At 58.3% G+C, this 23,472-nt stretch carries 27 protein-coding genes; 10 read left to right on the top strand and 17 right to left on the bottom strand.

Annotation, left to right across the window (positions count from 1 at the left end):
• Positions 1–11: 11 nt before the first annotated feature.
• Positions 12–449: a YqaA family protein gene (locus G5367_RS10815; RefSeq protein WP_101531118.1), complete on the bottom strand. Its 438-nt coding sequence runs from the start codon at positions 447–449 to the stop codon at positions 12–14.
• A 79-nt stretch (positions 450–528) separates the two neighbouring features.
• Positions 529–1,506, bottom strand: a complete 978-nt coding sequence (locus tag G5367_RS10810; RefSeq protein WP_371167895.1) for an NADP-dependent oxidoreductase — start codon at positions 1,504–1,506, stop codon at positions 529–531.
• Positions 1,507–1,562: 56 nt separating this feature from the next.
• Here G5367_RS10810 and G5367_RS10805 point away from each other — a divergent pair, with 56 nt between their 5' ends.
• A complete protein-coding gene (locus G5367_RS10805; RefSeq protein ID WP_005308905.1) occupies positions 1,563–1,730 on the top strand; it encodes a hypothetical protein in 168 nt (55 codons plus the stop codon).
• Between the two features lie 53 nt (positions 1,731–1,783).
• Here the strand turns inward: G5367_RS10805 and G5367_RS10800 are convergent, their stop codons facing one another.
• Positions 1,784–2,794 carry a Preprotein translocase subunit SecY gene (locus G5367_RS10800; protein WP_421244027.1) on the bottom strand — a complete coding sequence of 337 codons (1,011 nt, stop codon included), beginning with the start codon at positions 2,792–2,794 and terminating at the stop codon, positions 1,784–1,786.
• A 255-nt stretch (positions 2,795–3,049) separates the two neighbouring features.
• On the opposite strand from G5367_RS10800, the gene G5367_RS10795 reads away from it, so the two are divergent.
• Together G5367_RS10795 and G5367_RS10790 are read left to right on the top strand one after the other, a co-directional pair.
• A complete protein-coding gene (locus G5367_RS10795) occupies positions 3,050–3,346 on the top strand; it encodes a hypothetical protein (protein WP_040067567.1) in 297 nt (98 codons plus the stop codon).
• Between the two features lie 19 nt (positions 3,347–3,365).
• Positions 3,366–3,716 (top strand): hypothetical protein, encoded by a 351-nt coding sequence (locus tag G5367_RS10790; RefSeq protein ID WP_042053367.1) that lies wholly within the window; start codon positions 3,366–3,368, stop codon positions 3,714–3,716.
• A 49-nt stretch (positions 3,717–3,765) separates the two neighbouring features.
• Here the strand turns inward: G5367_RS10790 and G5367_RS10785 are convergent, their stop codons facing one another.
• The 4 genes from G5367_RS10785 to rpsF form a co-directional block, all read right to left on the bottom strand.
• Positions 3,766–4,506, bottom strand: coding sequence for a ferredoxin--NADP reductase (locus tag G5367_RS10785; protein WP_421244028.1), 741 nt, complete (start codon positions 4,504–4,506; stop codon positions 3,766–3,768).
• 101 nt (positions 4,507–4,607) lie between these two features.
• Complete coding sequence (gene rplI / locus G5367_RS10780; protein ID WP_005340490.1) at positions 4,608–5,054, bottom strand: 50S ribosomal protein L9; 447 nt, start codon at positions 5,052–5,054, stop codon at positions 4,608–4,610.
• A gap of 52 nt (positions 5,055–5,106) precedes the next feature.
• Positions 5,107–5,337, bottom strand: a complete 231-nt coding sequence (gene rpsR / locus G5367_RS10775; protein WP_005308890.1) for a 30S ribosomal protein S18 — start codon at positions 5,335–5,337, stop codon at positions 5,107–5,109.
• A 30-nt stretch (positions 5,338–5,367) separates the two neighbouring features.
• Positions 5,368–5,754, bottom strand: coding sequence for a 30S ribosomal protein S6 (rpsF, locus tag G5367_RS10770; protein WP_005308887.1), 387 nt, complete (start codon positions 5,752–5,754; stop codon positions 5,368–5,370).
• Between the two features lie 237 nt (positions 5,755–5,991).
• Here rpsF and G5367_RS10765 point away from each other — a divergent pair, with 237 nt between their 5' ends.
• The 3 genes from G5367_RS10765 (at position 5,992) to G5367_RS10755 (ending at position 8,790) form a co-directional block, all read left to right on the top strand.
• On the top strand, positions 5,992–7,215 hold the full coding sequence (locus G5367_RS10765) for an Nramp family divalent metal transporter (RefSeq protein ID WP_337073227.1): 1,224 nt from the start codon (positions 5,992–5,994) through the stop codon (positions 7,213–7,215).
• Between the two features lie 108 nt (positions 7,216–7,323).
• Positions 7,324–8,181 carry a hypothetical protein gene (locus G5367_RS10760; RefSeq protein ID WP_421244029.1) on the top strand — a complete coding sequence of 286 codons (858 nt, stop codon included), beginning with the start codon at positions 7,324–7,326 and terminating at the stop codon, positions 8,179–8,181.
• Between the two features lie 165 nt (positions 8,182–8,346).
• Positions 8,347–8,790, top strand: a complete 444-nt coding sequence (locus G5367_RS10755; protein ID WP_421244030.1) for a PACE efflux transporter — start codon at positions 8,347–8,349, stop codon at positions 8,788–8,790.
• A gap of 141 nt (positions 8,791–8,931) precedes the next feature.
• Here the strand turns inward: G5367_RS10755 and hupA are convergent, their stop codons facing one another.
• A complete protein-coding gene (gene hupA, locus G5367_RS10750) occupies positions 8,932–9,204 on the bottom strand; it encodes a nucleoid-associated protein HU-alpha (RefSeq protein WP_005340484.1) in 273 nt (90 codons plus the stop codon).
• A 330-nt stretch (positions 9,205–9,534) separates the two neighbouring features.
• Between hupA and G5367_RS10745 the strand changes: the two genes are divergently transcribed.
• Together G5367_RS10745 and G5367_RS10740 are read left to right on the top strand one after the other, a co-directional pair.
• Complete coding sequence (locus G5367_RS10745; RefSeq protein ID WP_005341316.1) at positions 9,535–10,017, top strand: Rsd/AlgQ family anti-sigma factor; 483 nt, start codon at positions 9,535–9,537, stop codon at positions 10,015–10,017.
• Positions 10,018–10,118: 101 nt separating this feature from the next.
• Positions 10,119–10,499, top strand: a complete 381-nt coding sequence (locus G5367_RS10740; RefSeq protein ID WP_216980102.1) for a PilZ domain-containing protein — start codon at positions 10,119–10,121, stop codon at positions 10,497–10,499.
• An 81-nt stretch (positions 10,500–10,580) separates the two neighbouring features.
• On the opposite strand, the gene radA is transcribed toward G5367_RS10740, so the two are convergent.
• Entirely contained in the window at positions 10,581–11,948 is a 1,368-nt protein-coding gene (gene radA / locus G5367_RS10735) for a DNA repair protein RadA (RefSeq protein ID WP_005341318.1), read from the bottom strand.
• A gap of 100 nt (positions 11,949–12,048) precedes the next feature.
• Here radA and G5367_RS10730 point away from each other — a divergent pair, with 100 nt between their 5' ends.
• The gene (locus G5367_RS10730; protein ID WP_421244031.1) at positions 12,049–14,430 is read left to right on the top strand and encodes a PilZ domain-containing protein; all 2,382 of its coding nucleotides are present in this window, start codon (positions 12,049–12,051) and stop codon (positions 14,428–14,430) included.
• A 36-nt stretch (positions 14,431–14,466) separates the two neighbouring features.
• Here the strand turns inward: G5367_RS10730 and G5367_RS10725 are convergent, their stop codons facing one another.
• Positions 14,467–15,372 (bottom strand): alpha/beta fold hydrolase, encoded by a 906-nt coding sequence (locus G5367_RS10725; protein ID WP_421244032.1) that lies wholly within the window; start codon positions 15,370–15,372, stop codon positions 14,467–14,469.
• Positions 15,373–15,400: 28 nt separating this feature from the next.
• Positions 15,401–16,411, bottom strand: a complete 1,011-nt coding sequence (gene serB / locus G5367_RS10720) for a phosphoserine phosphatase SerB (protein WP_421244033.1) — start codon at positions 16,409–16,411, stop codon at positions 15,401–15,403.
• Between the two features lie 119 nt (positions 16,412–16,530).
• Here serB and G5367_RS10715 point away from each other — a divergent pair, with 119 nt between their 5' ends.
• Complete coding sequence (locus G5367_RS10715; RefSeq protein ID WP_421244034.1) at positions 16,531–17,151, top strand: AhpA/YtjB family protein; 621 nt, start codon at positions 16,531–16,533, stop codon at positions 17,149–17,151.
• Between the two features lie 67 nt (positions 17,152–17,218).
• Here G5367_RS10715 and deoD read toward each other — a convergent pair whose 3' ends face one another.
• From deoD to G5367_RS10685, 6 genes are all read right to left on the bottom strand, one after another.
• Positions 17,219–17,935, bottom strand: coding sequence for a purine-nucleoside phosphorylase (gene deoD / locus G5367_RS10710; RefSeq protein WP_005340471.1), 717 nt, complete (start codon positions 17,933–17,935; stop codon positions 17,219–17,221).
• A gap of 76 nt (positions 17,936–18,011) precedes the next feature.
• The gene (locus G5367_RS10705; RefSeq protein WP_421244035.1) at positions 18,012–19,220 is read right to left on the bottom strand and encodes a phosphopentomutase; all 1,209 of its coding nucleotides are present in this window, start codon (positions 19,218–19,220) and stop codon (positions 18,012–18,014) included.
• Between the two features lie 14 nt (positions 19,221–19,234).
• Positions 19,235–20,566 carry a thymidine phosphorylase gene (gene deoA, locus G5367_RS10700; RefSeq protein WP_421244036.1) on the bottom strand — a complete coding sequence of 444 codons (1,332 nt, stop codon included), beginning with the start codon at positions 20,564–20,566 and terminating at the stop codon, positions 19,235–19,237.
• A gap of 108 nt (positions 20,567–20,674) precedes the next feature.
• A complete protein-coding gene (deoC, locus tag G5367_RS10695; protein WP_421244037.1) occupies positions 20,675–21,448 on the bottom strand; it encodes a deoxyribose-phosphate aldolase in 774 nt (257 codons plus the stop codon).
• A gap of 425 nt (positions 21,449–21,873) precedes the next feature.
• Positions 21,874–22,044: a XapX domain-containing protein gene (locus G5367_RS10690; RefSeq protein WP_005340467.1), complete on the bottom strand. Its 171-nt coding sequence runs from the start codon at positions 22,042–22,044 to the stop codon at positions 21,874–21,876.
• A gap of 125 nt (positions 22,045–22,169) precedes the next feature.
• A complete protein-coding gene (locus G5367_RS10685; RefSeq protein ID WP_005341329.1) occupies positions 22,170–23,444 on the bottom strand; it encodes a NupC/NupG family nucleoside CNT transporter in 1,275 nt (424 codons plus the stop codon).
• Between the last annotated feature and the right edge of the window lie 28 nt (positions 23,445–23,472).

The raw sequence follows: 23,472 nt of genomic DNA, 5'->3' as shown, positions 1-23,472 counted from the left end.
ACAAAAACAGGCTAGAAAATGTGACTGGCCAGCAGAAAAACCAGGGCATAACGGAACAATTTGCCGAGCCCGATCAGAATGAGAGAGCGCCAGAAGGAGAGGCGCAGCCAACCGGCCAACAGACAGAGACCATCACCGACCACCGGCGTCCAGGCAAGCAGCAGACACCAGTGACCATGTTGTTTGAGCCAGCCTAAGGCTTTTTGTTCCCCACGGCCTTGAAAATCTTCCGGTTTTTTCTTGAAGGTGGCGAGCCAGCCGAGCCACCAGGTAGTCATGGAACCGAGGGTATTGCCCAGCGTCGCCCACAGCAGCAGGCTCGCCATGCTCCACTCCCCCTTGGCCGCCATGGCCCCCAGCAGCACTTCCGAGCTGCCGGGCAGCAGGGTGGCGGAGGTAAAGGCGCTTAAAAAGAGCCACCCCAGCCCCATCTCCATTAACTCATTCATGATGCGCGTCCCCACCCCCCAGGCAAGGACGCGAGGCGCTCAATAACAGCCACACCATGTGCCATCTCCATCATCTCGCTCATCCGGGATAGCCATCGGCCGCAGGCATCCGTAGCAGCAGCTTGCCGCGCACATGGCCCCCTTCGATGGCCTGATGGGCCAGCGCCCCCTCGACCAGGGGGAATTCACCGGCGAGAGTGACCTTCACCTCCCCCTGACGCAGCAGCATCAACATCTGACCCAGCTGCTTCTGGTCGGGGTGAACCAGCATGCCGACCACCTCGATCCCCACCGCAGCCCCAGCATCCTTGATCTGCTGGGCAGTGATGGTGGGTACCGTCACCAAGCGGCCACCCGGCTTGACACAGGCCAACGCCGCCTTGCCGCTCTCGCCGCCCACCAGATCCAGCACCAGATCGACCTGACCGGCCTCTGCCACCACTCGTGCCGGCCAGTTCGCATCGTGGTAATCCACCATCCAGCGCGCCCCCAGTGCGTGCAGGAAGCCATGGTTGTCCGGGCTGGCGGTAGCCACCACCTCGGCGCCATAGGCGCTGGCAAACTGCACCGCCAGATGGCCGACACCACCGGCACCGGCAAGGATCAAGACCCGCTGACCGCTCTTGAGGCCACCGTGCTCAAGCAGCCCCTGCCAGGCGGTGAGACCGGCCAGTGGCAGCGCCGCCCCCTGCTGCAGGCTCACCCCGTCGAGCTTGACCAGCTCGCTCTCGCTTGCCACCACAGACTCCCCGTAGCCACCGGCGGTGAGGGGAAAACCGACCATGCCGCACACACGATCCCCCTCGACCAACGAGGTCACGCCGGGGCCCACCTTCTCTACCACGCCGGAGACGTCATAACCCGGTGTCCAGGGCAGCTTGTCCTTGTTCTGGGCCGCCGCCCAGCCAAGACCGGCGCGAGTTTTGGCATCGATGGGGTTAACCCCTGCAAAGCAGATGCGCACCCGCACTTCGCCATCGGCTGGCACCTTATCGAGGGAAGGGTTGAGCTTGAGTACCGAGGGGTCACCGAATGCGGTAATCTGTAGTTGCGTCATTGCACAATCCATCCTGTTGATTGATCAAGGGTCAACAGAATAACAGCGAGGACACCATGGCTCGAATGTTTCTTATTCCTCTGTTGCTGGCACTGGGGTGGTGGGCGTTTCTGCTCTACTTCCGCATCCCGCTCAAACAGGGGGCCAAGGGGTTTTACTGGATCATCGGCATCGGTGGCGGACTAGCCGCCTTCCTCAGCCTGATGATGGTGCTGACTCACTGAGTGCCAAGCCACTCGATAACGAAAAAGGCCACCGAGTTTCGGTGGCCTTCTCACTATCCGGCTTGCTGCTCCAGCGCCGGATTGAGGTAGTAGTGGCGATTGCTCCCCTGCCCCAGCACCCCCTGCGACAGCAGGTGGTGGAACACCCGATCCACCTCCTCCAACGAGAGTGACAAAGCCTGCGCCACCGAGCGCTTGCTGCACTTGAGCTCACCACTCATCAGCGCACCGCGCACCTGCTCCAGCACTTCGGGGGCTGGCTCTGGGGGCATGATGGGTTCGGGCTGGGCAGCCATCGCCAACGCCTCCTGCGCCTCTCTGCGAGCTTGATCCTGCTGCCAGCGCCACATCCGGCGAAAGCGGTTCTCCTCGCCGATCAGACTGACGAAAAAGGCACCGAACACGTCGAGCAACACCGAGAGGAAGCAGACCAGCAGGAACTGCACCTGACTGATGCTCATCCCCACCCCGTCCGCCAGACTGCTCATCAACCCCAGCATGGAGGATTGTTCGTTGACCGGTTTGGCATCGCGCTGCTGACGCAGCTCATCCTGCTGCAAGCGCAGCTTGGTATTGGCGTGCTGCAACGAGGAGACGCCACTGGAGATGCGCTCCAGCTCGATATATTTGCGGGCCGCCTCCTCGTTGAGCTGGATCTGCCGCTCGATGCTGGCGATCTGCTCGTCGAAACGGGCGAGTTCCCGCTCGTGGCGCGCCTGCTGGCTCAGTACCGTGTTGGTGGCGCTGTTGATGCCACCAATACTGCCGCCGATGGAGATGGCCGCCAGCACGCTGTAGAACAACAGCGACCAGAAAGCGCCACTCAAATCCCGCCGCGCCTTGCGCTCGCCGTACTCGTACCAGACGTAAAACTTGCCCAGCTCGAAGATGATGGCCAAGCCGCCGAACAGCCACTTCATCAGCGGGTTGTCATCGATGGAGAGGAACAGCAGCAGGGAGAAGATAATGGAAGCCAGAATGGCCAACCCGGTGAAACTGTATACCGTCGTCAGAGCAAACCACCCCTTGGGGTAGCGCAATGTGGAGGAGTCCTGTGTGGTCATGATGAAGGGGTGTGCTGTGCAGGAAAAGTTGGCTGCCGATTATAGTCGCCAGACTCGCACAGAGAAGGGCAAATGACTGAATTCCTTCAGATTGGCAACCAGCTGCCCAGAGTGCGACCAAAACGGACAAATCGGCAGCAGAAAAGCGATACAATTCCTACCTGACTTGATCATCTGGTGAGATGAGGTGCGATTCCGCCCGGGTTCAGCCCAGATCCGTACACTCATCCACCGTTGCAATTATCCGAGGCCATCATGAACAGTACGACCACCTTGCTACTCTCCCTTCTTCTGGTTACCGGCGGCGCCGCTGCGACACAGCAATATCCAGAGAGCGGTGGCACCGAATTTTCCGTCGATGAGCTTAAATTCAATCTGGACTGGGATGACAAACAGTTCGGCTGGACCCAGAACGACTGCCTCACTCTGGATATCGGGGAGACCTCCTCCGTCGACTGCAAGGCGGTCAAATTCAATCTGGAAGATGAAGAGAATCGCAACCAGCCACCGAAAACCAACCAGGTCCCAGCCAACTCGCAGAGCGACCAGTAACAACAGGAGTACCCTTGCGATGACCCAAGCTAAACACAACCCCGTTATCCGGCGCGGCGCCCTGCTGCTTTCCCTGCTCATGGCGCACGGCATCGCGGTTGCGGCACCGCCAAGCAAAAATAGCGATGGCATCAAGATCTCCGGTGATGACATCAAGATCAATCTCGACTGGGATGACAAGGAGTACGACTGGTGGCAGGACAACTGTCTGGATCTTGGCATTGGCGACAGCCGGATCAAACTCAACTGCGACAAGATGGATGGCAAGTACCGGGATCACTACAACCGCAGCATCCACAGCGGCAATAACCCGGGGCAAGGTCACGACAAACAGAAGGATAAAAACAAGGGTAACGGCAAGAAGAACTGAACGCCCTCTCCTGATGCAGCAGGGGCCTGGTGCCCCTGTGCTGATTGTTTTACCAATAATTCTCCGCACTGATATTGCCCGGCGCACGCCTCAGATTCTTGGCCAACCCCAGCGCCAGCAAGGTCTGCTGGGTCTCTTTCACCATCTCCGGATTACCGCAGATAAGCACTTGGCTCAGCTCGGGTGAGAACTCCAACCCCACTCTAGCCTGCAACTGACCATTGGCAATCGCCGCCGGGATCCGCCCTGCCATTGCATCGGGCCAGGGCTCGCGGCTGACAAAGGGGACATAGCGAAAGCGCTCGCCATATTGCTCGGCAAAGCTGGCGATCAAATCCTGATAGCTCAGCTCTTCGCCTTTACGCACCCCGTGCACCAGCACCAGATTCTCGAAACGGTTGAAGGCCTCGCCATCGGCCAGCATGGAGAGGAAGGGGCCGATAGCAGTACCGGTCGAGAGCAGCCAGAGATCGCGCCCGGCGGGCACCTCATCCAGCGTCAGAAAGCCGGTGGCCTGGGATTGCACCAGCAGGGTATCGCCTGCTTGCAGCGAGCCGAGCGAGGGAGTCAGCTCACCGCTCGGGATCTCGACCAGATAGAACTCGTGGTATGGCGAAGAGGGGGGATTGACGAAGGAGTAGGCGCGCTGAATGCGGCGATCGCCCTGCTCGAGGGCCAGCTTGGTGAATTGGCCTGCCTTGTAAGGGGCCAGCTCGGCCGCTACCCGCAGGGAGAACAGAGTGGGTGTCCATTCGATGCGTTCGATGACGCGGCCTTCTACCCAAGCCATAGGGATCTCCTCCAGTGGAACAGAGCTTCACTCTACCCCCGGGCCGGAAAATAAAAAACCCGCGCAAGTGCGCGGGTTTTCTCTGCAAAAGCGAATCGCTATTACAGGGCAACAACCTGGATCTGTACGGTTGCTTTAACGTCAGCGTGCAGCTGAACAGCAACTTCGTAGTCACCGGTGTTACGCAGAACGTTGCCCATGCGGACTTCGCTCTTGGCAACGGCTACGCCGGCAGCAGTGATGGCTTCAGCCACGTCACGGGTACCGATGGAACCGAACAGCTTGCCTTCGTCGCCAGACTTGGAAGCGATAACCACGGTAGCCAGTTCGGCCAGCTTGGCAGCACGCTCTTCAGCAGCAGCTTTGTTGGCAGCCAGTTTGGCTTCCAGCTCAGCGCGACGAGCACCGAAAGCTTCGATGTTGGCCTTGGTGGCCATAACAGCTTTGCCTTGCGGGATCAGGTAGTTACGGGCATAACCAGATTTCACGGAAACTTGGTCACCCAGACCGCCCAGTTTGGCGATTTTGTCGAGCAGGATAACTTGCATTACCTTTCCTCTATAAATTTCGTTGAGTTAGGCTTAAGTGCCGGGCCGATTCTTACTTGTTGTGCAGATCGGTGTACGGCAGCAGAGCCAGGTAACGAGCACGCTTGATGGCGCGTGCCAGCTGACGCTGATACTTGGCGCGGGTACCGGTGATACGGCTCGGTACGATCTTGCCAGATTCAGTGATGTAGTTTTTCAGAGTAACGATATCTTTGTAGTCGATCTCGGTAACGTTCTCGGCGGTGAAGCGGCAGAACTTACGACGACGGAAATAACGTGCCATGGCCTTTATCCTCTAGTCAGTGATCCAGAATTACTCTTCGGAAGCAGCTTCAGTAGCTTCTTCGCGGCGCTCGTCGTCACGACGGGTGAAGCGCTCTTCTTTGGCCTTGGCCATCGGAGAAACTTCAGTCACGGCGTGCTTGGTGCGCATGATCATGTTGCGGATAACGGCATCGTTGAAGCGGAAGTTGGTTTCCAGCTCATCGATAACGGCTTGCTCTGCTTCTACGTTCATCAGAACGTAGTGGGCTTTGTGCAGTTTGTCGATCGGGTAAGCCAGCTGACGACGGCCCCAATCTTCCAGGCGATGAATGGTACCACCGGAGGTGGTGATGGCGCCGGTGTAACGCTCGATCATGCCGGGAACTTGCTCGCTCTGGTCCGGATGAACCATGAAGACGATTTCGTAATGACGCATTTTAGCTCCTTACGGATTAATTCAGCCTCCGCCCAGGTGCAGCCAGACCTCGGAGGCAAGGAACATAAAGGTGTTTAGTCGCTGCTTTTCTAGGGCGGCGTATTGTACGAAATCACATCCCTCACTGCAACTGACTGCCTTAAATGTTTTTCCCGATGGAAATCATCAGAAACAACAATTGATAATGATTATCACTTAGATCTATTCTCTCTCCATATCCTTATGGAGGGTGATGCCATGCAACCCGCACTGACAACTACGATTCCAGCCCGCAAATTCAAACTAACCCTGCTCGGGCCAGCCTTTATCGCCGCCATCGGCTATATCGACCCGGGCAACTTCGCCACCAATATTCAGGCGGGCTCTACCTTTGGCTACCAGTTGCTCTGGGTGGTGGTATGGGCCAACCTGATGGCCATGGTGGTGCAGACCCTCTCGGCCAAGCTCGGCATCGTCACCGGCAAGAATCTGGCGGAACATATCCGTGACCGACTGCCAAAACCGGCGGTCTGGGCCTACTGGGTGCAGGCAGAGATCATCGCCATGGCCACCGATCTGGCCGAATTTATCGGCGCCGCCGTCGGCTTCAAGCTGCTGCTTGGCGTGACCTTGCTTGAAGGAGCCTGTATCACCGCCGTGGTGACCTGGGGGATCCTGATGTTGCAATCCCGTGGTCAGAAACCACTGGAGTTCGTGGTCGGTAGTCTGTTGCTGTTCGTCGCGGCGGCCTACATCGTCGAGCTGATCTTCTCCCGCCCCCATCTGCCCAGCCTGCTGGAGGGCGCCCTCTTCCCCGGTCTGCCCAACAGCGATGCCGTCTATCTGGCCGCCGGTGTGCTCGGTGCCACCGTGATGCCCCATGTTATCTACCTGCACTCGGCGCTGACCCAGCACACCCAGGATCAGGGCTCGGTCAGCCAGCGGCTGCACACCACCCGGGTCGATGTGGCGATTGCCATGACTATCGCCGGCTTCGTCAATCTGGCGATGATGGCGATGGCGGCCGCTGCGTTCCACAGCTCGGGCCACCAGCAGGTAGCGGAGCTGGAATCCGCTTATCAGACCCTCACTCCGCTGCTGGGTCAGGCAGCAGCCACCCTGTTTGGCCTCTCGCTGGTCGCCTCCGGCATCAGCTCTACCGTGGTGGGCACCCTGGCCGGGCAAGTGGTTATGCAGGGCTTTGTCCGCTTTACCATCCCACTCTGGCTGCGTCGCGCCATCACCATGGCTCCCGCCTTCGTGGTAATCGCCATGGGGCTCAACACCACCGAAATTCTGGTGTTGAGTCAGGTGATCCTGAGCTTTGGCATCGCGCTGGCCCTGATCCCGCTGTTGATGCTGACCGGCGATCGGGCGCTGATGGGGCAACATCGCAACCATCCGGTCACACAAGCCATCGGCCGCCTTATCGTTGCGTTGGTGATTGGCCTCAACGCCTATCTGCTGGTTGCCATGATCTAGCAACCAGTCACCAAACAGGAGGCTCATTAACACTGGTTAATGAGCCTCTTCGCACTTTGGCGTATGCTGCCGCTTTCTCTTCTCATCTATCGTTGCGGGAGCCTTGCCATGGAACATACCCGAGTCAGCTTCGTGCTGGGCCATCATCAGGAGCAGGCCAGCGTGGTCTGCTGCCAGCGCGGTGAAACCACGCTGCTGGTCACCGACCTCACCCCCTTTCATCCACAGAGCCACCTCTGGCCCGATCAGCCGGGGGACGTGGGCCATGCTCGCTGGGAAGGGGGCGAAGCCGCCATTGGCCCTTGCCGGATGGGGGCTATCAGCCCGGATGGCGAGCTGTTCGTCGACGCCGATATTCCGGTAAAACGAGGGGCAGAGGGATGGCAGTTCGTGGTGGTACACCCCTTGGCGGGCGAGCACAACTTGCCTGTCGGCAGTCGGGTCGAGTTGCAGGTCGATAGAGCGGCCCGCCACGCCCTGAGTCTGGGCCATAGCGGCTGCCATCTGGCCGCGATGGCCCTCAACCGGGTACTCATCTCCTACTGGCGCAAGGAGGTAAGCGAGCGCGATGCACTGGGCCAGCCTGACTTCGATCGTCTTGCTATTCAAAGCTCGCGGGTCGAGCCTTGCGGTTCGCGAGAGCAGTACCGAATCGGCAAGAGCCTGCGCAAGAAAGGGGTCAACAGCGAGGCGCTGCTGGCAGATCTGGCGCTGATTGAAGAGAAGGTCAACCAGCAGCTGGCCGACTGGATTGCAGCCGGAGGAGAAATCCGCCGCAGCCGTGCTGGCGAGGCGATCATCGATTCCCGTTACTGGCACTGCATGCTGGAAGGCCATGAGGTGACCATTCCCTGTGGTGGCACCCATGTTGCCTCGCTCGCCGAGTTGGGAGAGGTCAAGGTACAGCTCACTCAAGTGGAAGAGGGCTTTGCCATGCTGACCCGGGTCACGCCAACCGACGCCTGAGTCGCAGACTTGACCACTCAGGGCTAACGCCCAAATTGGCAATAGAGAAGTATCGCAAATGAAGGGGGCATAATCATGCCCCTCAACATCAGTCATGACGGGCCGATGCTTCTCTTTTAACCACTCCCTGATTAGAATGCGCCTCCCACAGGAGGCACATCACCCATGAGTAGTACCCAACTACGCACCACCCCTGATCGACTTCGCTATCTGGTTCTCTACGAAGGCATCGGGCTGGCACTGGTCGCCCCCCTGATCAGCCAGCTGTTCGGTCAGGGCGTCGCCGAGGTCGGTTCGCTGGCCATCTTCTTCTCCATCGTCGCCACCGCCTGGACCTATGGCTGGAACCTGTTGTTCGACAAGGGGTTACTCAAACTTTGCGGGCGCACCAACAAGCAACCACTGGACCGCTTCCTGCACGCGTTTAGCTATGAGGCGAGCTTTATGATGCTCTCCCTACCCTGCGTCATGTTCTGGCTCGATTTGGGTGTATGGGACGCCCTGATGCTGGATCTCGGCTTCGTCGCCTTCTATCTCGTCTACATCATGCTCTTTACCTGGGCCTATGAGCGGATCTGGCCGCTGCCATCCACTCCGCTGACGGCATAAGGCCTCAGACTCAACAAGGTTGACAAAGGAACTGGTACAACAGGAAAAGCAAGGGAGCGCTAACCGGAAGGATGGGAAAACCCCATAAAAACAATGCCAGTCAGCAAGCTGACTGGCATTGGACAAAACAGACTTTCGGACTTACTTGACGGCGTCTTTCAGTGCCTTGCCAGCCACAAATGAAGGCACGTTGGCAGCAGCAATCTGGATCTCTTTACCAGTTTGCGGGTTACGACCGGTGCGGCCTGCGCGGTGGGTGACCTTGAAGGTGCCAAAACCGACCAGTTGCACAGCATCGCCTTCTTTCAAGCTCTGGGTAATACCATTGATGATCTCTTCCAGAGCCACTTTGGCCTGAGCTTTGCTCAGATCTGCTTTGGCGGCAATCGCATCGACAAGTTGAGCTTTGTTCATAACATTTCCTTTATGATCGGGCATTTAGCGCTGGGTCACTCTATGCAAAAAAAAACGCACAGGCAAAGCCTTTATCGAGGCATACGGGTTAAACGCTGGGGTTTTCATCAAGATCTGCGGAAATAATCACATTCCGTGCCAGCAGAATAGCGAGCGGGCCCGAAACCTGCTTGCGGCAAGCTCCACCGTCCGCTTATTTCTTACCCGCTTAACAATATCCCGGCAAGCCTATTGACGCTTGGTCAGATTTTCCATAGTTATAGGTAGTGTCACCGCTCAAACGGCTCGGAAGCCCTATCAAACGCCAAGCCTTTGCCCCATGGAGGGATTATGTTGACAAAACTGGAACAGACCAAGCAGGCGCTGGCAGGCAAGCATAAGGCAATCGATGACTGGCTGGACGCCCGACAGGCGTTGCTGGTTGAATATATGCGACTGGCGGGCCTCACCCCGGCTCGAACCAAACAGCGCTGCCTGCCCAAACAGGAAGAGTTGCAGCACTTCTGCGACCGCTTGGTCGACTATGTCAGCGCGGGCCATTTCGAGATCTACCACCACGTCGTCACCGCTTTCGAACAGGCCAGTGGCGAAACACTGGAACTCGCCAAACGGATTTACCCCCATATTCGTGCTACTACCGAGTTTGCCCTCGAATTCAATGACAAATACAGCGATGCCGATGAGGCCCAACTGCTACTGCTCGATGATGACCTCAACGAATTGGGCCCAGTACTGGAAGATCGCTTCAAACAGGAAGATCGTCTGGTAAAGGCACTCCATGTGGTGGAGTTTCTCAGTGCCCAGCAAGCCTGATCGCTATTTTTGGAGCAAGTTCAAGCTACTGGCAGCCAAGGTGCATTACACTCAGTGCAATGATTCCTTGTGTCCAGCAGATTGCAAACTAGGAGATGATCATGTCTGAGCGCCGCCGTTTTGCACGGATCCTCTATTTGACCACGGCCGACCTCACCCAGGGGGAGCACAAGTGGCAAACTCAGCTTGTCGACATCTCCTTGCAGGGAGCCCTGCTGATCCGCCCAGACGACTGGGAGAGCCGTGACAACAAGGAGTACCAGCTCAGTTTTGTCCTGAGTGGCAGCGATATCGAGATCAAGATGCAGGTCGAGCTGACCCATGAAGCCAGCAAGAAGCTGGGGTTCTACTGCCACCACATCGATATCGACAGCGCCACCCACCTCAAGCGGATGATCGAGCTCAACGTCGGCGACGAAGAGCTGCTCCACCGCGAGCTGGAACAATTGCTGAGCGAGCATCTGGAACATAGCCAGCCCTGATGGCTAGCTCCAGAACAACAAAAAAGAGCGCCGAGGTGCTCTTTTTTGTTGTGCTGTTGTCTTGACTGGAATGCAAGAGAATTAAAGTGCCTCGAGTGCCTCAGACAGCTTCTTGACCGGCACCACTTCCATCCCTTCGATAGGATGCTTGGGGGCATTGGCGTGCGGCACGATGGCACGGCGGAAACCATGCTTGGCCGCCTCCTGCAGCCGCTCCTGACCAGAGGGGACAGGACGGATCTCCCCTGAGAGCCCCACTTCGCCGAACACCACCAGATCCTTGGGCAACGCCTGATCCCGGAAGCTGGAGACCATCGCCAGCAACAGCGCCAAATCCGCACTGGTTTCCTCGACCTTGACCCCGCCAACCACGTTGATGAAGACATCCTGATCCGCCATCTGCAGCCCACCGTGACGGTGCAGCACAGCCAGCAACATGGCGAGTCGGTTGTGATCCATCCCCACCGCCACCCGGCGAGGGTTGGAGAGCTGGGAGTAGTCAACCAGCGCCTGCAACTCAACCAGTAGAGGTCGGGTACCCTCCCAGATCACCATGACGATGGAGCCGGGCGCCTGCTCCTGACCGCGACTGAGGAAGATGGCAGATGGGTTGCTCACCTCACGCATTCCCTGTTCAGTCATGGCAAACACCCCCAGCTCATTGACCGCCCCGAAGCGGTTTTTGTGAGAACGCAGGGTTCGAAAGCGGGAATCGTGACCACCGTCGAGCAGTACCGAGCAGTCGATGCAATGTTCGAGCACCTTGGGACCAGCCAGACTGCCATCCTTGGTCACATGACCCACCATGAAGATGGCCACATGGTTCTGCTTGGCGTAACGGGTCAGTAACGCTGCCGCCTCACGCACCTGTGAGACCGAACCGGGGGAAGATTGGACATCCGCCACATGCATCACCTGAATGGAGTCGATCACCATGATCTGCGGCTGCTCCTGCTGGGCAATCAAACAGATTTGCTCAACGCTGGTCTCGGAGAGCATCCGCAGCTTATCGGTAGGCAAACCAAGGCGGTTGGCCCGCATTGCCACCTGCTGGAGCGACTCCTCACCGGTGACATAGAGAGTTTTCATCCGCTCTGCCAGACCACACATGGTCTGCAGCAGCAGGGTTGATTTACCAGCCCCCGGGTTACCACCGATCAGAATCGCCGAGCCAGGCACCACTCCGCCACCGAGCACCCGATCCAACTCCTTGAAACCGGAAGTAAAACGGGGGATTTCGGTGGTGGCAATCTCTGCCAATGTCTGTACCTGACTACCGACCGCGCCGGCATAACCGGTGTAACGGGCACTCTTGCCAGCGGGAGTGACGGAGCCAAGGCGTACCTCGGTGATGGTATTCCACTCCTTGCACTCGCTGCATTGACCTTGCCAGCGTGTGAAGTCGGCACCACATTCGGAACAAACATAAGCAGTTTTATTTTTAGCCATTGATAACTCGGGGACAGGATGAATTCCTGCTTGATATACTTGTTTGCGACCGACAGATCAAACCCAGAATCGGAAAAGTGACTTTCCGTGGCAGGAACACATGGATTCAGTACACCAACAACATCTGATTGAACAACTTGTACCCCTGCTGCGGGAGAAAGATTTCGAAGAGATCTTCAACCGTCTGACTCAGGACGAAAACAGCAACGGCCGTTTTCTGATCAAGATGGAGCTAAATCGCAAATGCTCCCCCTGCCGCAGGGTTATCGACATGCGCGATGAGCTGGAGGACGAGTGCCTGGTGCACGAGTTCGACGGTATCACCCACTTTATGCCGACCGAGGCCATCGGACTGTTTCAGTCCCAGTGTTATCTCTACCGTGACGCCTATACCCTTGGCGTTTACGAAGCACTGCAGCAATGGCAAAAGAACCATCACCACGCCCGGGTAGATGGTCTGCTGCACCCCCCTGTCAGTCCCTTCCGACAATACGACGTCAACACCATCGTCTTTGCCAGTTACTATGGACGACGGCAGGAGCGGATGCACTTCAGCTCGCCCTTGCTCATCAAACTTCATGACGGGGAAAAGTTATTCGCCAAAAGTTCCGATCTTTCCCTCGGCGGCATGAGAGTCTCTGTCCCCTATTTGCCCAATTACCAGACCGGCGCTCAGGTGGAAGTCTTCTTCACAGGAATGGAGCGGGACCACCCCAATCCGGTGCTGCATCAACCGGTCGGTTATCAGATCCTCGGTGAAGAGAGCAAGGAGGGGAAATATTGGCTGAGGCTGGTGCGCTCTGGCGATCAGCCTGCATTCGATGCCTTCCTTAGCGACTTCATCGAGGCCAACAAAATCCGCTATCGGGTCAGCGTCGACTATCTGCTCTCCGCCGCCATCATCAAGGGATATGAGCAGTTCTACCTGCCACGGATGACCGGCATGCCGCTTTTCTTCAGCACAGGAGACAGTCCCTCACTCGAGATAGCCCTGCGCACCGAGAACAACCAGCACCTGCTGGAGTATTGGCGCGACGAGAAGAACCGCGATGCCCTGGCGGGACTCTTCTCAGCAAAACGGATGAAACGACTCTGCCCTGCCCCCGGCACCACGACCGAGACCCTCATCTACTGCTTTACCCACACGGTACGCAGCCATATCTATTTCTTCTCTGCCACTGCTGAAGAGCTTCGCCAGAGTGGCCTCACCGCCCTCTTCTTCCAGGTGGGCTCCCGGCGTCCCAGCTGGCGTGTCTACAAGTTTTCACTGGAGGCGTGTGAATCGCTGGAGGCAGATGTAGGGCAGTTGCAGGGGGTCGAAAATTCGCAACTGCAGGATATTCTGTTACTCGAACGTCTCAAACTGATTGGGTATTGCGGCCTGCTGCAGGAGATCAGTCTGGAGTCCCAACGGGAGGAGTTCCGCCCGGAGGGCGAGCTCGGCAACAATGCCAATGAACTACAACGTTTTGGTCACGAGCTGGGCGTTGCCCCCTTCGAGATTGAATCCCTGCACTATGTGCAGTTGCGCAAGGAACTGCGCTATATCCACAAGACAGCCGTTGCTATCCATCACAACGGCAAGTCATGGCTTGGCTGGACCCGAGATATCTCGACCCATGGCTTGCAGATCGAGCTGGAAGAGGCGTTTGCCGGTGATAAAAACGATGTGGTGACCATCGCCCTGCCCCGTCTGCAGGAGTTATCCAAGAGCATGGATCTGCAGCATCTCTCCTACCGGCTGGTTAGTCTCAACATGACTCGCACCGTGCTGCACCTCTGTATCGATGGGGATTCTGATCGCCATACAGGTCGTCAGTTCTTCAGCCTGCTGATCGAGAGCAACCAGAGCAAGCTCAAGGCGGCGCAGGAACAGCGCCGCTATCGCGGACTGGCGCGAGCACTGCGCAATATCTACACCCACCATCTGTTCAACTCACCGATCTATATCAACAAGCTGAAGGGGGCTCCCAAGCTCGCAGCCATTGGCAAATCGCTCACTCCGCGCAGCCTTCAACGGATACTCAGCGCCTGTGCCGAACAACCTGAGCAGGAGAACCTCTACCCACTGTTTCAGGGGGAGCTGCTCAAGGAGCTACTGATGAATCCGTTGCGAGCCATTGAGCGTGAGGATAAACCGCGAGAAGATGAGGTATACATTGCCAGCATCCAGACCAAGGCGGGCCTGCCCATCTGCACCAGTCGCCTTGCCAGCAGCTTTGGCAGCCTAAAGGAGAAACGCCTGTTCATCGAGCAAGCACTGCAGCAGGGGGAGTTCTACTCGGTGCTGGTCGGCATCTCCCGCACAGGACGCCCCGACACCAACTTCATCGCCAACGAGCTGGACTACATCGCCAAGTTCGCTATTCACAAGGCAAAGCGGCTGGAAGAGGAGCTGTGGAGTGTCGTGGGGGTTGGCGAGCTGACCGACACCACCCAGGCAACCTTGTTCCGGCTCGGCATCACGCCGCCGTCCCTCTGACCTATCGACCCGGGCGCAAGATGCGCCCTGTTTTTGTCATGCCGCCTGCGGATTGAGCAGCCATTCAAGGATCTGGGGAAAATGATCCTCCTGTGCCTGCGGGGCGGTCAGCATATTGATATGGTCATAATCGAGGCGGTTGCCGTTATCACGCCCCAATCGGGTGTGACGACTCTTTGACCCCATCTCGTCGCTGAAGCGGCGCACATCGGTCGGATGGCCCAATACCTTGTCAGCCTTGGCCGAGATCATCCAGAGCGGCGGCCAGTTCACCCGCGCCGCGCCCTCATCATAGGCAAAACCGTCGTAAGGATCCCGCCAGGGTCCACACTTGACCCAGGGAATGGTCTCCTGCAGATAGCGCAGCGGCTCATCATCGGCTCCAAACCTGAGATCCCGAGCGGCCAAAAAACCGCGGCGACGAGCCAGCCTGGGGGCCAGTCGGTTCCAGATAAGGTCCACTTTCAACCAACGTTCCGGATTTTGTACCGAGACCCCCCGTTTGGTACCGAAGAAGAGCAGGCTGGCCACCTGCTCCGCCAGCTCAGGGAAGCGCACCAGTGTCGAGGCCATGATGACGCCACCCCAGGAGTGAGCCACCCAATGCACCTTGAAGCCGTGATGGCGCTCGCCAATCCAGCGATGCAGGGCAGGCAGATCCTCGGTGATCAGCTCGTGCTGGCCGTGCTCCGCCTGCTCGGCGATGGCCGGAGTGCTGAGCCCACGCCCTCGTAAATCAGCCACATAGACCTGATAGCCGTGGCGGGCCAGAAAACAGGCCAGCCCCTTGCCCGACTCGGTGTAGAAAATCCGGCCGTTCTCGATGGCACCATGGACCATCAGGATTGGCTCACCATGCACGGCGACACGGGGCTTGATATGGCGGACATGCAGTTGATGGGCGCCACAGGGGATAAACAGAGACTGCTGCAACAATTCCATTTTAATTGGTTTCCTCCTTGAAACGGTCTCAGCGCTTATCCCAGCGTCGCTCGCTGCAGGACCGAGCCGTCAGCAGGCAGAGCACGCCCTCCAGATCGTGATGATTGAGGGCTGCTGCAGCCTGTGCCCGCACCAGCGGCTTGGCGTGAATGGCGATGCCAAGACCCGCGACCCCCATCATCTTGAGATCGTTGGCACCATCGCCGATGGCCACGGTCTGGTCGGCAGCAATGCCGTACTCCTGAGCAAGCTGCTGTAACACCTCGGCCTTGACGCTGGCATCAACGATGCGCCCGCTCACCTTGCCGGTCAGCTGCCCCCCTTCCACCGCCAGCTCGTTGGCGAAGATAGCATCGAGTCCCAGCGCTTGCTGCAACTCACCGGCAAAACGGGTAAACCCGCCGGAGGCGATGGCCATCTTCCAGCCAGCCTCTTTGAGGGTATCGACCATTAGCTGCAGGCCAGGCATGCACGGCATGTTGGCGGCAACCTCGTCGAGAATGGTGACCGGCGCACCAGCCAGCAGGGCCACCCGGTTGCGCAGGCTGTCGGAGAACTCCAGTTTGCCCTGCATGGCAGCAGCTGTTACCGCCGCCACCTGATCGCCGACCCCCGCCAGCCGCGCGATCTCGTCGATGCACTCGATACAGATCGCGGTGGAATCCATATCCATCACCAGCAGGCCGGGCTCGCTCAGGGTCGGCAGCGCGGGCAGATGGCAAAGATCGATCTCCCACTCACCGCTCTTGAGTTCGACCACCAGCGCGGGGGAGAAGCGATCGCAGCCAAGCAGCAGCAGCGGCACACCCGTCACCTCGGCGGGAGGATAGAGGGTGGCCACCAGACCCTGCGCAGCCAACAGTGGTGACAGGCACGCCAGATGGGAGGCGCCCAGCCCCTTGCCAAACAGCACCAACCAACCGCCCGCCAGCGGGGTCTCTGTCGGTTGCAACGCATCGGCGTTGAGCTGCCAATAAGGTGAGCCGGACAACAACGCGGACCAATCGGATATCTGGGGGGGGAGCCGGGACAGCAACATAAGGGATACGCCTTCCTTGGTGATCAGGGGGTTAACAATGCTGACCCAGAGTAGCGTATTGCTTTTTGCGCAGGCAAGCGCCAAGATCCGTCACTCCTTGTCAGCATAAGGTCTCGCGCTTGCAGCGTCATCTTCCCATCAAACGTGTGCTCAGTCTGGTAGCCGGCCTGCTGCTCGGCTGCTGGGTACTTGTTGTTCTCCTTCATATGCAGGGAGAGAGCCAGGCTGCGCTGCACACCGAAGCACGCAACCGCGCCCAGGCGCTGGTCGCCTATGCTGCCCGCGACATGAAGCGCTGGCTCAAGGAGGAGAACAGCAGTGAGCTGGAACGGCTGGCCCGGGATCTGGCGACCGAGCCGGAGATCCTCGATGCCACCCTCTACGACGGACGCGGCATTCCCCTCGCCCAATCGGAGCAGGCGGTGCCGCTGGAGAGCCTGCTGCCCATCGGCAGCGATAACAAGTCACTGCCGGAGCAGGGCAAAGGACGGATCCAGTTCGTGCAGGAGATCCGGGATGGCGAGCAGACCATCGGCTTCCTGCGCATCACCCTGGAAGAGCAGCAGATGCTGGCAGACAAGGACACCCGGCTCAAGGTGGTGCAGGAGAAACAGCGGTTGATGCTGCTGGTCGCCCTGCTGGCCGGGGTGCTCATCTCCTACGGCGTGCGCCGCAACTACATGCGGGTGCGCAAGCACAAGAAAAAGAGTACGCCCCCCTCGCCACCTCCGGAAAATTGATGGCGCAACCAATGAGCAGATACAAAAACGGCGGCCAGAAGGCCGCCGTTTCTTATTCGCAAGGGAATTACTTGTCGCCCAGCAGGACGGAATCCAGCGCGATTTCGATCATGTCGTTGAAGGTCAGCTGACGCTCTTCGGAGGTGGTCTGCTCACCGGTACGGATATGGTCGGAGACGGTGCAGATGGTCAGTGCCTTGGCACCGTACTCTGCGGCCACGCCGTAGATACCGGCGGCTTCCATCTCGACACCCAGGATGCCGTATTTTTCCATGACGTCGAACATGGAGGGGTCCGGAGTGTAGAACAGGTCGGCGGAGAAGATGTTACCAACGCGCACGGCAACGCCCTTGTTCTTGGCGGCCTGTACCGCATTGGCAACCAGGTCGAAGTCGGCGATGGCAGCGAAGTCGTGATCCTTGAAGCGCAGACGGTTTACTTTGGAGTCGGTGCAGGCACCCATACCGATCACCACATCACGCAGTTTCACGTCTTCACGCACGGCACCACAGGAGCCCACGCGGATCAGGGTCTTCACACCGTAATCGGTGATCAGCTCTTTTGCGTAGATGGAGCAGGAGGGGATACCCATGCCGTGGCCCATTACGGAGATACGACGGCCCTTGTAGGTACCGGTAAAGCCGAACATGTTGCGCACGTCGCAGATCTGCTCGACGTTCTCCAGGAAAGTTTCAGCGATGTACTTGGCGCGCAGGGGGTCGCCCGGCATCAGCACGGTATCAGCAAAGGCGCCATCTTTCGCATTGATATGAGGAGTTGCCATTCTCTTGATTCCTTCACACTAGGTTGAGTTTTATTGTTTTATAAATTGCCCGCCGCCGAAGTGGCGGGCGGGTAAATTACAGGAAGCTGGTACCGTATGCCAGTTTCGGCAGGCCGTGGTAAGCCGCGATGCTCTGGCCAATATCGGCAAAGGTCTCGCGACGACCGACGGAGCCAGCCTTGACCGGCTTGCCGAAGAACAGCACCGGAATGTATTCGCGGGTGTGGTCGGTACCACCCCAGGTCGGGTCACAGCCGTGGTCGGCGGTCAGCACCACCACGTCGCCGTCCTGCAGCAGCTCAAACAACTCCGGCAGGCGGGCATCGAAATACTCCAGCGCACCGGCATAACCGGCAACGTCACGGCGGTGGCCGTAGGAGGAGTCGAAGTCCACAAAGTTGGTGAAGACGATGGTGTTGTCACCGGCCGCTTTCACCTCTTCCAGCGTGCGATCCCACAGCTCGGTCAGACCGGTCCCTTTCACCTGCTTGGTGATGCCCTGCTGGGCATAGATGTCGGCAATCTTGCCGATGGAGACCACCTGACCACCCGCTTCTTTCATGTAATCCAGCACGGTCGGCGCCGGCGGCAGCACTGAGTAGTCGTGACGGTTGCCGGTACGCTTGAAGTTGCCCTTGCCAGTACCCACGAACGGACGCGCAATAACGCGGCCGATGTTGTAGGGCTCCAGCAGCTCGCGCACGATGTGGCACAGCTCATAGAGCTTCTCGAGGCCGTAGGTCTCTTCGTGGCAGGCAATCTGGAACACGGAGTCGGCAGAGGTGTAGAGGATCGGCTTGCCGGTCTTCATGTGCTCTTCGCCCAGATCGTCCAACACCTGGGTACCGGAGGCGTGGCAGTTGCCGAGATATCCCGGCAGAGCAGCCTTCTCGACGATGGCGTCCAGCAGCTCCTGCGGGAAGCTGTTGTGGTGATCCTTGAAGTAGCCCCACTCGAACAGCACGGGCACACCGGCGATCTCCCAGTGACCGGACGGAGTATCCTTGCCGGAGGAGAGCTCCTGGGCAAAGCCGTAGGCACCGACCACCTCGATATCTTTCTTCAGCCCTTCCGGGAAGTAGCCGGAGGCCTGCTCGCAGGCATGGCCCAGACCCAGCTTGTTGAGGTTGGGCAGATTGAGGGCACCACGGCCTTCAATTTCACCTGCCGCACACGCCTTGGCGATATGGCCAAGGGTGTTGGCGCCCACATCTCCGAACTTGTCGGCGTCGGCAGCTGCGCCAATACCGAAAGAGTCCATCATCAGAATAAAGGTACGTTTCATGGGTCTTCCCCTTGTTACAAATCGGCCAGGGTGATACGGCGGTACACTTCAGGCAGTGCCTCCGGCCGCTCGCCACCAATCCGGACAGCCGCCTGCACCATGCTGGCAGCCTGAGCATATTGCTCTTCAGTCTGAGCGTGGATCATCGCTATCGGCTTGTCAGCATCAACGCTTTGACCCAGGCGGATAAAGTCGGTCAGACCGACCGCATAATCAAGTTTGTCACCGGCAGCGCGGCGACCACCGCCCATGGCGACCACGGCCAGACCCAGCTCGCGGGTATCCATGGCGGTCACGAAGCCGCTGTTGGCCGCGAAGACCGGACGCACGATGGCGGCTTTGGGCAGGTAAGCGCCGTAACGCTCCATAAAATCGGCTGGGCCACCGAGACCAGTCACCATGCGACCGAAGATCTCGGCCGCCTTGCCGTTATCCAGCACCGCCAGCAGCTTGGCACGGGCATCGCGCTCGTCGCTGGCCAGACCGGCGGAGATCAGCATCTCGGCGCACAGCGCCATGGTCACTTCGTGGATCCGCGGGTTACGGTATTCACCGGTCAGGTAGCGCACCGCTTCACGCACCTCTACCGCGTTACCGGCGCTAGAGGCCAGCACCTGGTTCATATCGGTCAAGAGCGCAGAGGTGCGGCAACCGGCACCGTTGGCCACGGCCACAATGCTCTTGGCCAGCTCTTCGGAGGCTTCGAAGGTCGGCATAAAGGCACCTGAGCCCACTTTCACATCCATCACCAGCGCTTCGAGCCCGGAGGCGAGCTTTTTGGAGAGGATGGAGCCGGTGATCATCGCGATGGATTCAACGGTGGCGGTGATGTCCCGTACTGCATAGATACGCTTGTCAGCCGGGGCGAGATCGCCGGTCTGGCCGATGATGGCGACACCTGCCTCTTTCACCACTTTCAGGAAACGGTCGTTGTCGACCGAGGTCTGGTAGCCGGGAATGGCATCCAGCTTGTCGAGGGTGCCGCCGGTGTGGCCCAAGCCACGGCCGGAGATCATCGGCACAAAACCGCCGCAGGCGGCCACCATCGGGCCAAGCATCAGCGAGACCACATCACCCACACCGCCGGTGGAGTGTTTGTCGACAATCGGGCCACCCAGATTGAGGTGATCCCAGGTCAGAACCATGCCGGAGTCGCGCATGGCGCAGGTCAGAGCAACCCGCTCATCCATGGTCATGTCTTTGAAGTAGACCGCCATCGCCAGCGCGGCAATCTGCCCCTCACCGATGGTGTTGTTGGTAATGCCCTGAACGAAGAATTGAATTTCTTGGGTACTGAGCGCTTCACCGTTGCGCTTCTTGCGAATAATTTCTTGAGGCAAAAACATCTTTCATTCCCTCCGCCATTGCTGGCGTTACACAAGCCAGAATCCTTGCCCGCACACCGCATGGTGGGGGCTAACAGGGCGGACCAGGTCCGCCCCCTCATCAACCTATTAGTAACCGCTGGTGTTGGCCGGCTTGTCGCCATGCCCCAGAGTGGCCAGCAGACTGGCCAGCAGGCTGGATGCACCAAAGCGGAAGGTACGGGCGGATACCCAGTCCTTGCCGAGGATCTCTTCGGCCATGGCCAGATACTGACCGGCAACGGCTGCGTCTTTCACGCCACCAGCAGGCTTGAAGCCAACTTTCGGATTCTTGGCCTTGATCACTTCCATCATGATGCGTGCCGCTTCCGGAGTCGCATTGACCGGCACCTTACCGGTGGAGGTCTTGATGAAGTCGGCACCGGCATCGATACAGATCTCGGAAGCGCGACGGATCAGCGCCTCTTCTTTCAGCTCGCCGGTTTCGATGATCACTTTCAGCAGCACCTTGGCACCACAGGCATCTTTACAGGCTTTGACCAGATCAAAACCGATCTGTTCATTGCCGGCCATGAAGGCACGGTACGGGAACACCACGTCCACTTCATCAGCACCGTAGGCGACAGCGGCACGGGTCTCGGCCACGGCGATCTCGATGTCGTCGTTGCCGTGCGGGAAGTTGGTCACGGTCGCAATGCGTACGTCGGCAGCGCCGATCTCACGCAGGGTCTTGCGAGCGATAGGGATAAAACGGGGATAGATGCAGACGGCGGCAGTCAGGCCAGCCGGTGACTTGGCCTTATGGCACAGGTCGATCACCTTCTGATCGGTGTCGTCATCGTTCAGGGTGGTCAGGTCCATCAGGTTCAGGGCGCGCTGAGCGGCCACTTTCAGATCAGTCATTCTGTTCTCCAAAGTCTCGATTTAATCCAGATAACCGGGCACCGCCATACCATCCAGCGATGGATGCACAGGCAGTAATCCCCCAGCTATACGGGAATGGAATTACAGTGCGAAGGCACCGGCACTATCGGGATGCTATTCAAAACACCCTGCAGGCACTGCGACTGTAAATAAGGCAAGAGCCCTGTCACTTTCTTACAAAAGTGCGGACTTGGTTCCATGAAGACTTGAGAAAGGCAGACAACATCTGACCCGACTTCCCAATCAATTCCATTTGACCGCCAACACCCGATTTGATCGAGTATTAGTCATTGCCAGCACCCTGCTGGCAACGCCTATTTCAGCCGAGATACCCCCTGTTTGCAAGCCGGATTTGCCAATTTCAGAGGTACCTCACATCTGGCAAATCCAGGTCTAAAAAAGCCTTACGAAAAGAAACGAGTCAGGATCCAAGAGTAGGCCAATCCCCCCAGATAGACCCCGACGATCCCCATTACCCCAGACAAAACGGGAGGTGCCGGGATCGGCAATTTGAGGAAAGAAAACAACAAACCAACTATAAAGCCGGCCACCATCGCCAGTAGCACTTCATTCATATAACCTCCGATTTGACTCATTTTATTATTAGTTTAGATAGGAAAACGGTTGTCACCGCTCCATACGCGAACGCCACGGCAGGTGCCGTGGCGTTCGTGTTTATACCCTGTCAGTCAGGCGACGATTACATGCCGGACAGTGCCAGGAAGAAGCCAGCGATAGTGGCAGACATCAGGTTGGACAGAGAGCCAGCCAGTACGGCTTTCAGACCAAAGCGTGCAATGGTGCCGCGGCGGTTCGGCGCCATGGACCCCAGACCACCCAGCAGGATGGCAACAGAGGAGAGGTTGGCAAAACCACACAGTGCGAAGGAGATGATCGCCTTGGTGTGATCGGACATGGCCACACCGTTGATCAGTACTTCGTCTTTCAGGTACGGAGCGAAGTTCAGGTAAGCCACGAACTCGTTCACTACCAGCTTCTGACCGATGAAGGAACCGGCAACCACTGCTTCATTCCAGGGCACACCGATCAGGAACGCCAGCGGGGAGAAGATCCAGCCCAGCAGCAGTTCCAGAGAGAGTTGCGGATAACCGAACCAGCCACCCACACCGGAGAAGATGCCGTTGATCATGGCGATCAGACCGATAAATGCCAGCAGCATGGCGCCGACGTTCAGGGCCAGTTGCATACCGGCAGAGGCGCCAGCAGCAGCAGCGTCAATGACGTTGGCAGGCTTGTCATCCAGCTCGGCATCGGCAGAGCTTTCGTCGTAGTTCGGGGTCTCGGTCTCGGGAACCAGCAGCTTGGCGAACAGCAGACCACCCGGTGCAGCCATGAAGGAGGCAGCAATCAGGTACTCCATCTTCACGCCCATGGAGGCATAACCGGCCAGTACGGAACCGGCAACGGAAGCCAGACCACCACACATGACGGCGAACAGCTCGGAGTCAGTCATCTTGGAGATGTAAGGACGAACCACCAGCGGCGCTTCAGTCTGACCGACGAAGATGTTGGCAGTTGCAGAGAGGGATTCGGTGCGGGAAGTGCCCAGCACTTTCTGCAGGCCGCCGCCCAGCAACTTGATGACCATCTGCATGATGCCCAGGTAGTAGAGCACGGCAATCAGGGAAGAGAAGAAGATGATGACCGGCAGAACACGGAAGGCAAAGATAAAGCCGCCGCCACCGAATACTTCAAACATCTTGTTGCTGACCAGACCGCCGAACAGGAAGTCGATCCCGTTCTGGCCGTAGCTGATCACGCTGGATACCGCATCGGACACGCCGACCAGGATATCGCGACCAACCGGAACATAGAGTACAAACGCCCCCAGACCGGCTTGAATTGCGAACGCACCGACAACGGTACGTACGTTGATTGCCTTGCGATTGCTGGAGAACAGCACCGCGATAAGGACGAGCGTCGCCATCCCTACCAGACCCATGAACAAATTCATTATTATCTTCCTCTAGTAGCACCTAGCT

The sequence above is a fragment of the Aeromonas sp. 604282 genome, from assembly GCF_049170575.1.
GTDB classification, from domain to species: domain Bacteria; phylum Pseudomonadota; class Gammaproteobacteria; order Enterobacterales; family Aeromonadaceae; genus Aeromonas; species Aeromonas veronii_A.
This window is presented reverse-complemented; position numbering and strand designations above follow the sequence as displayed.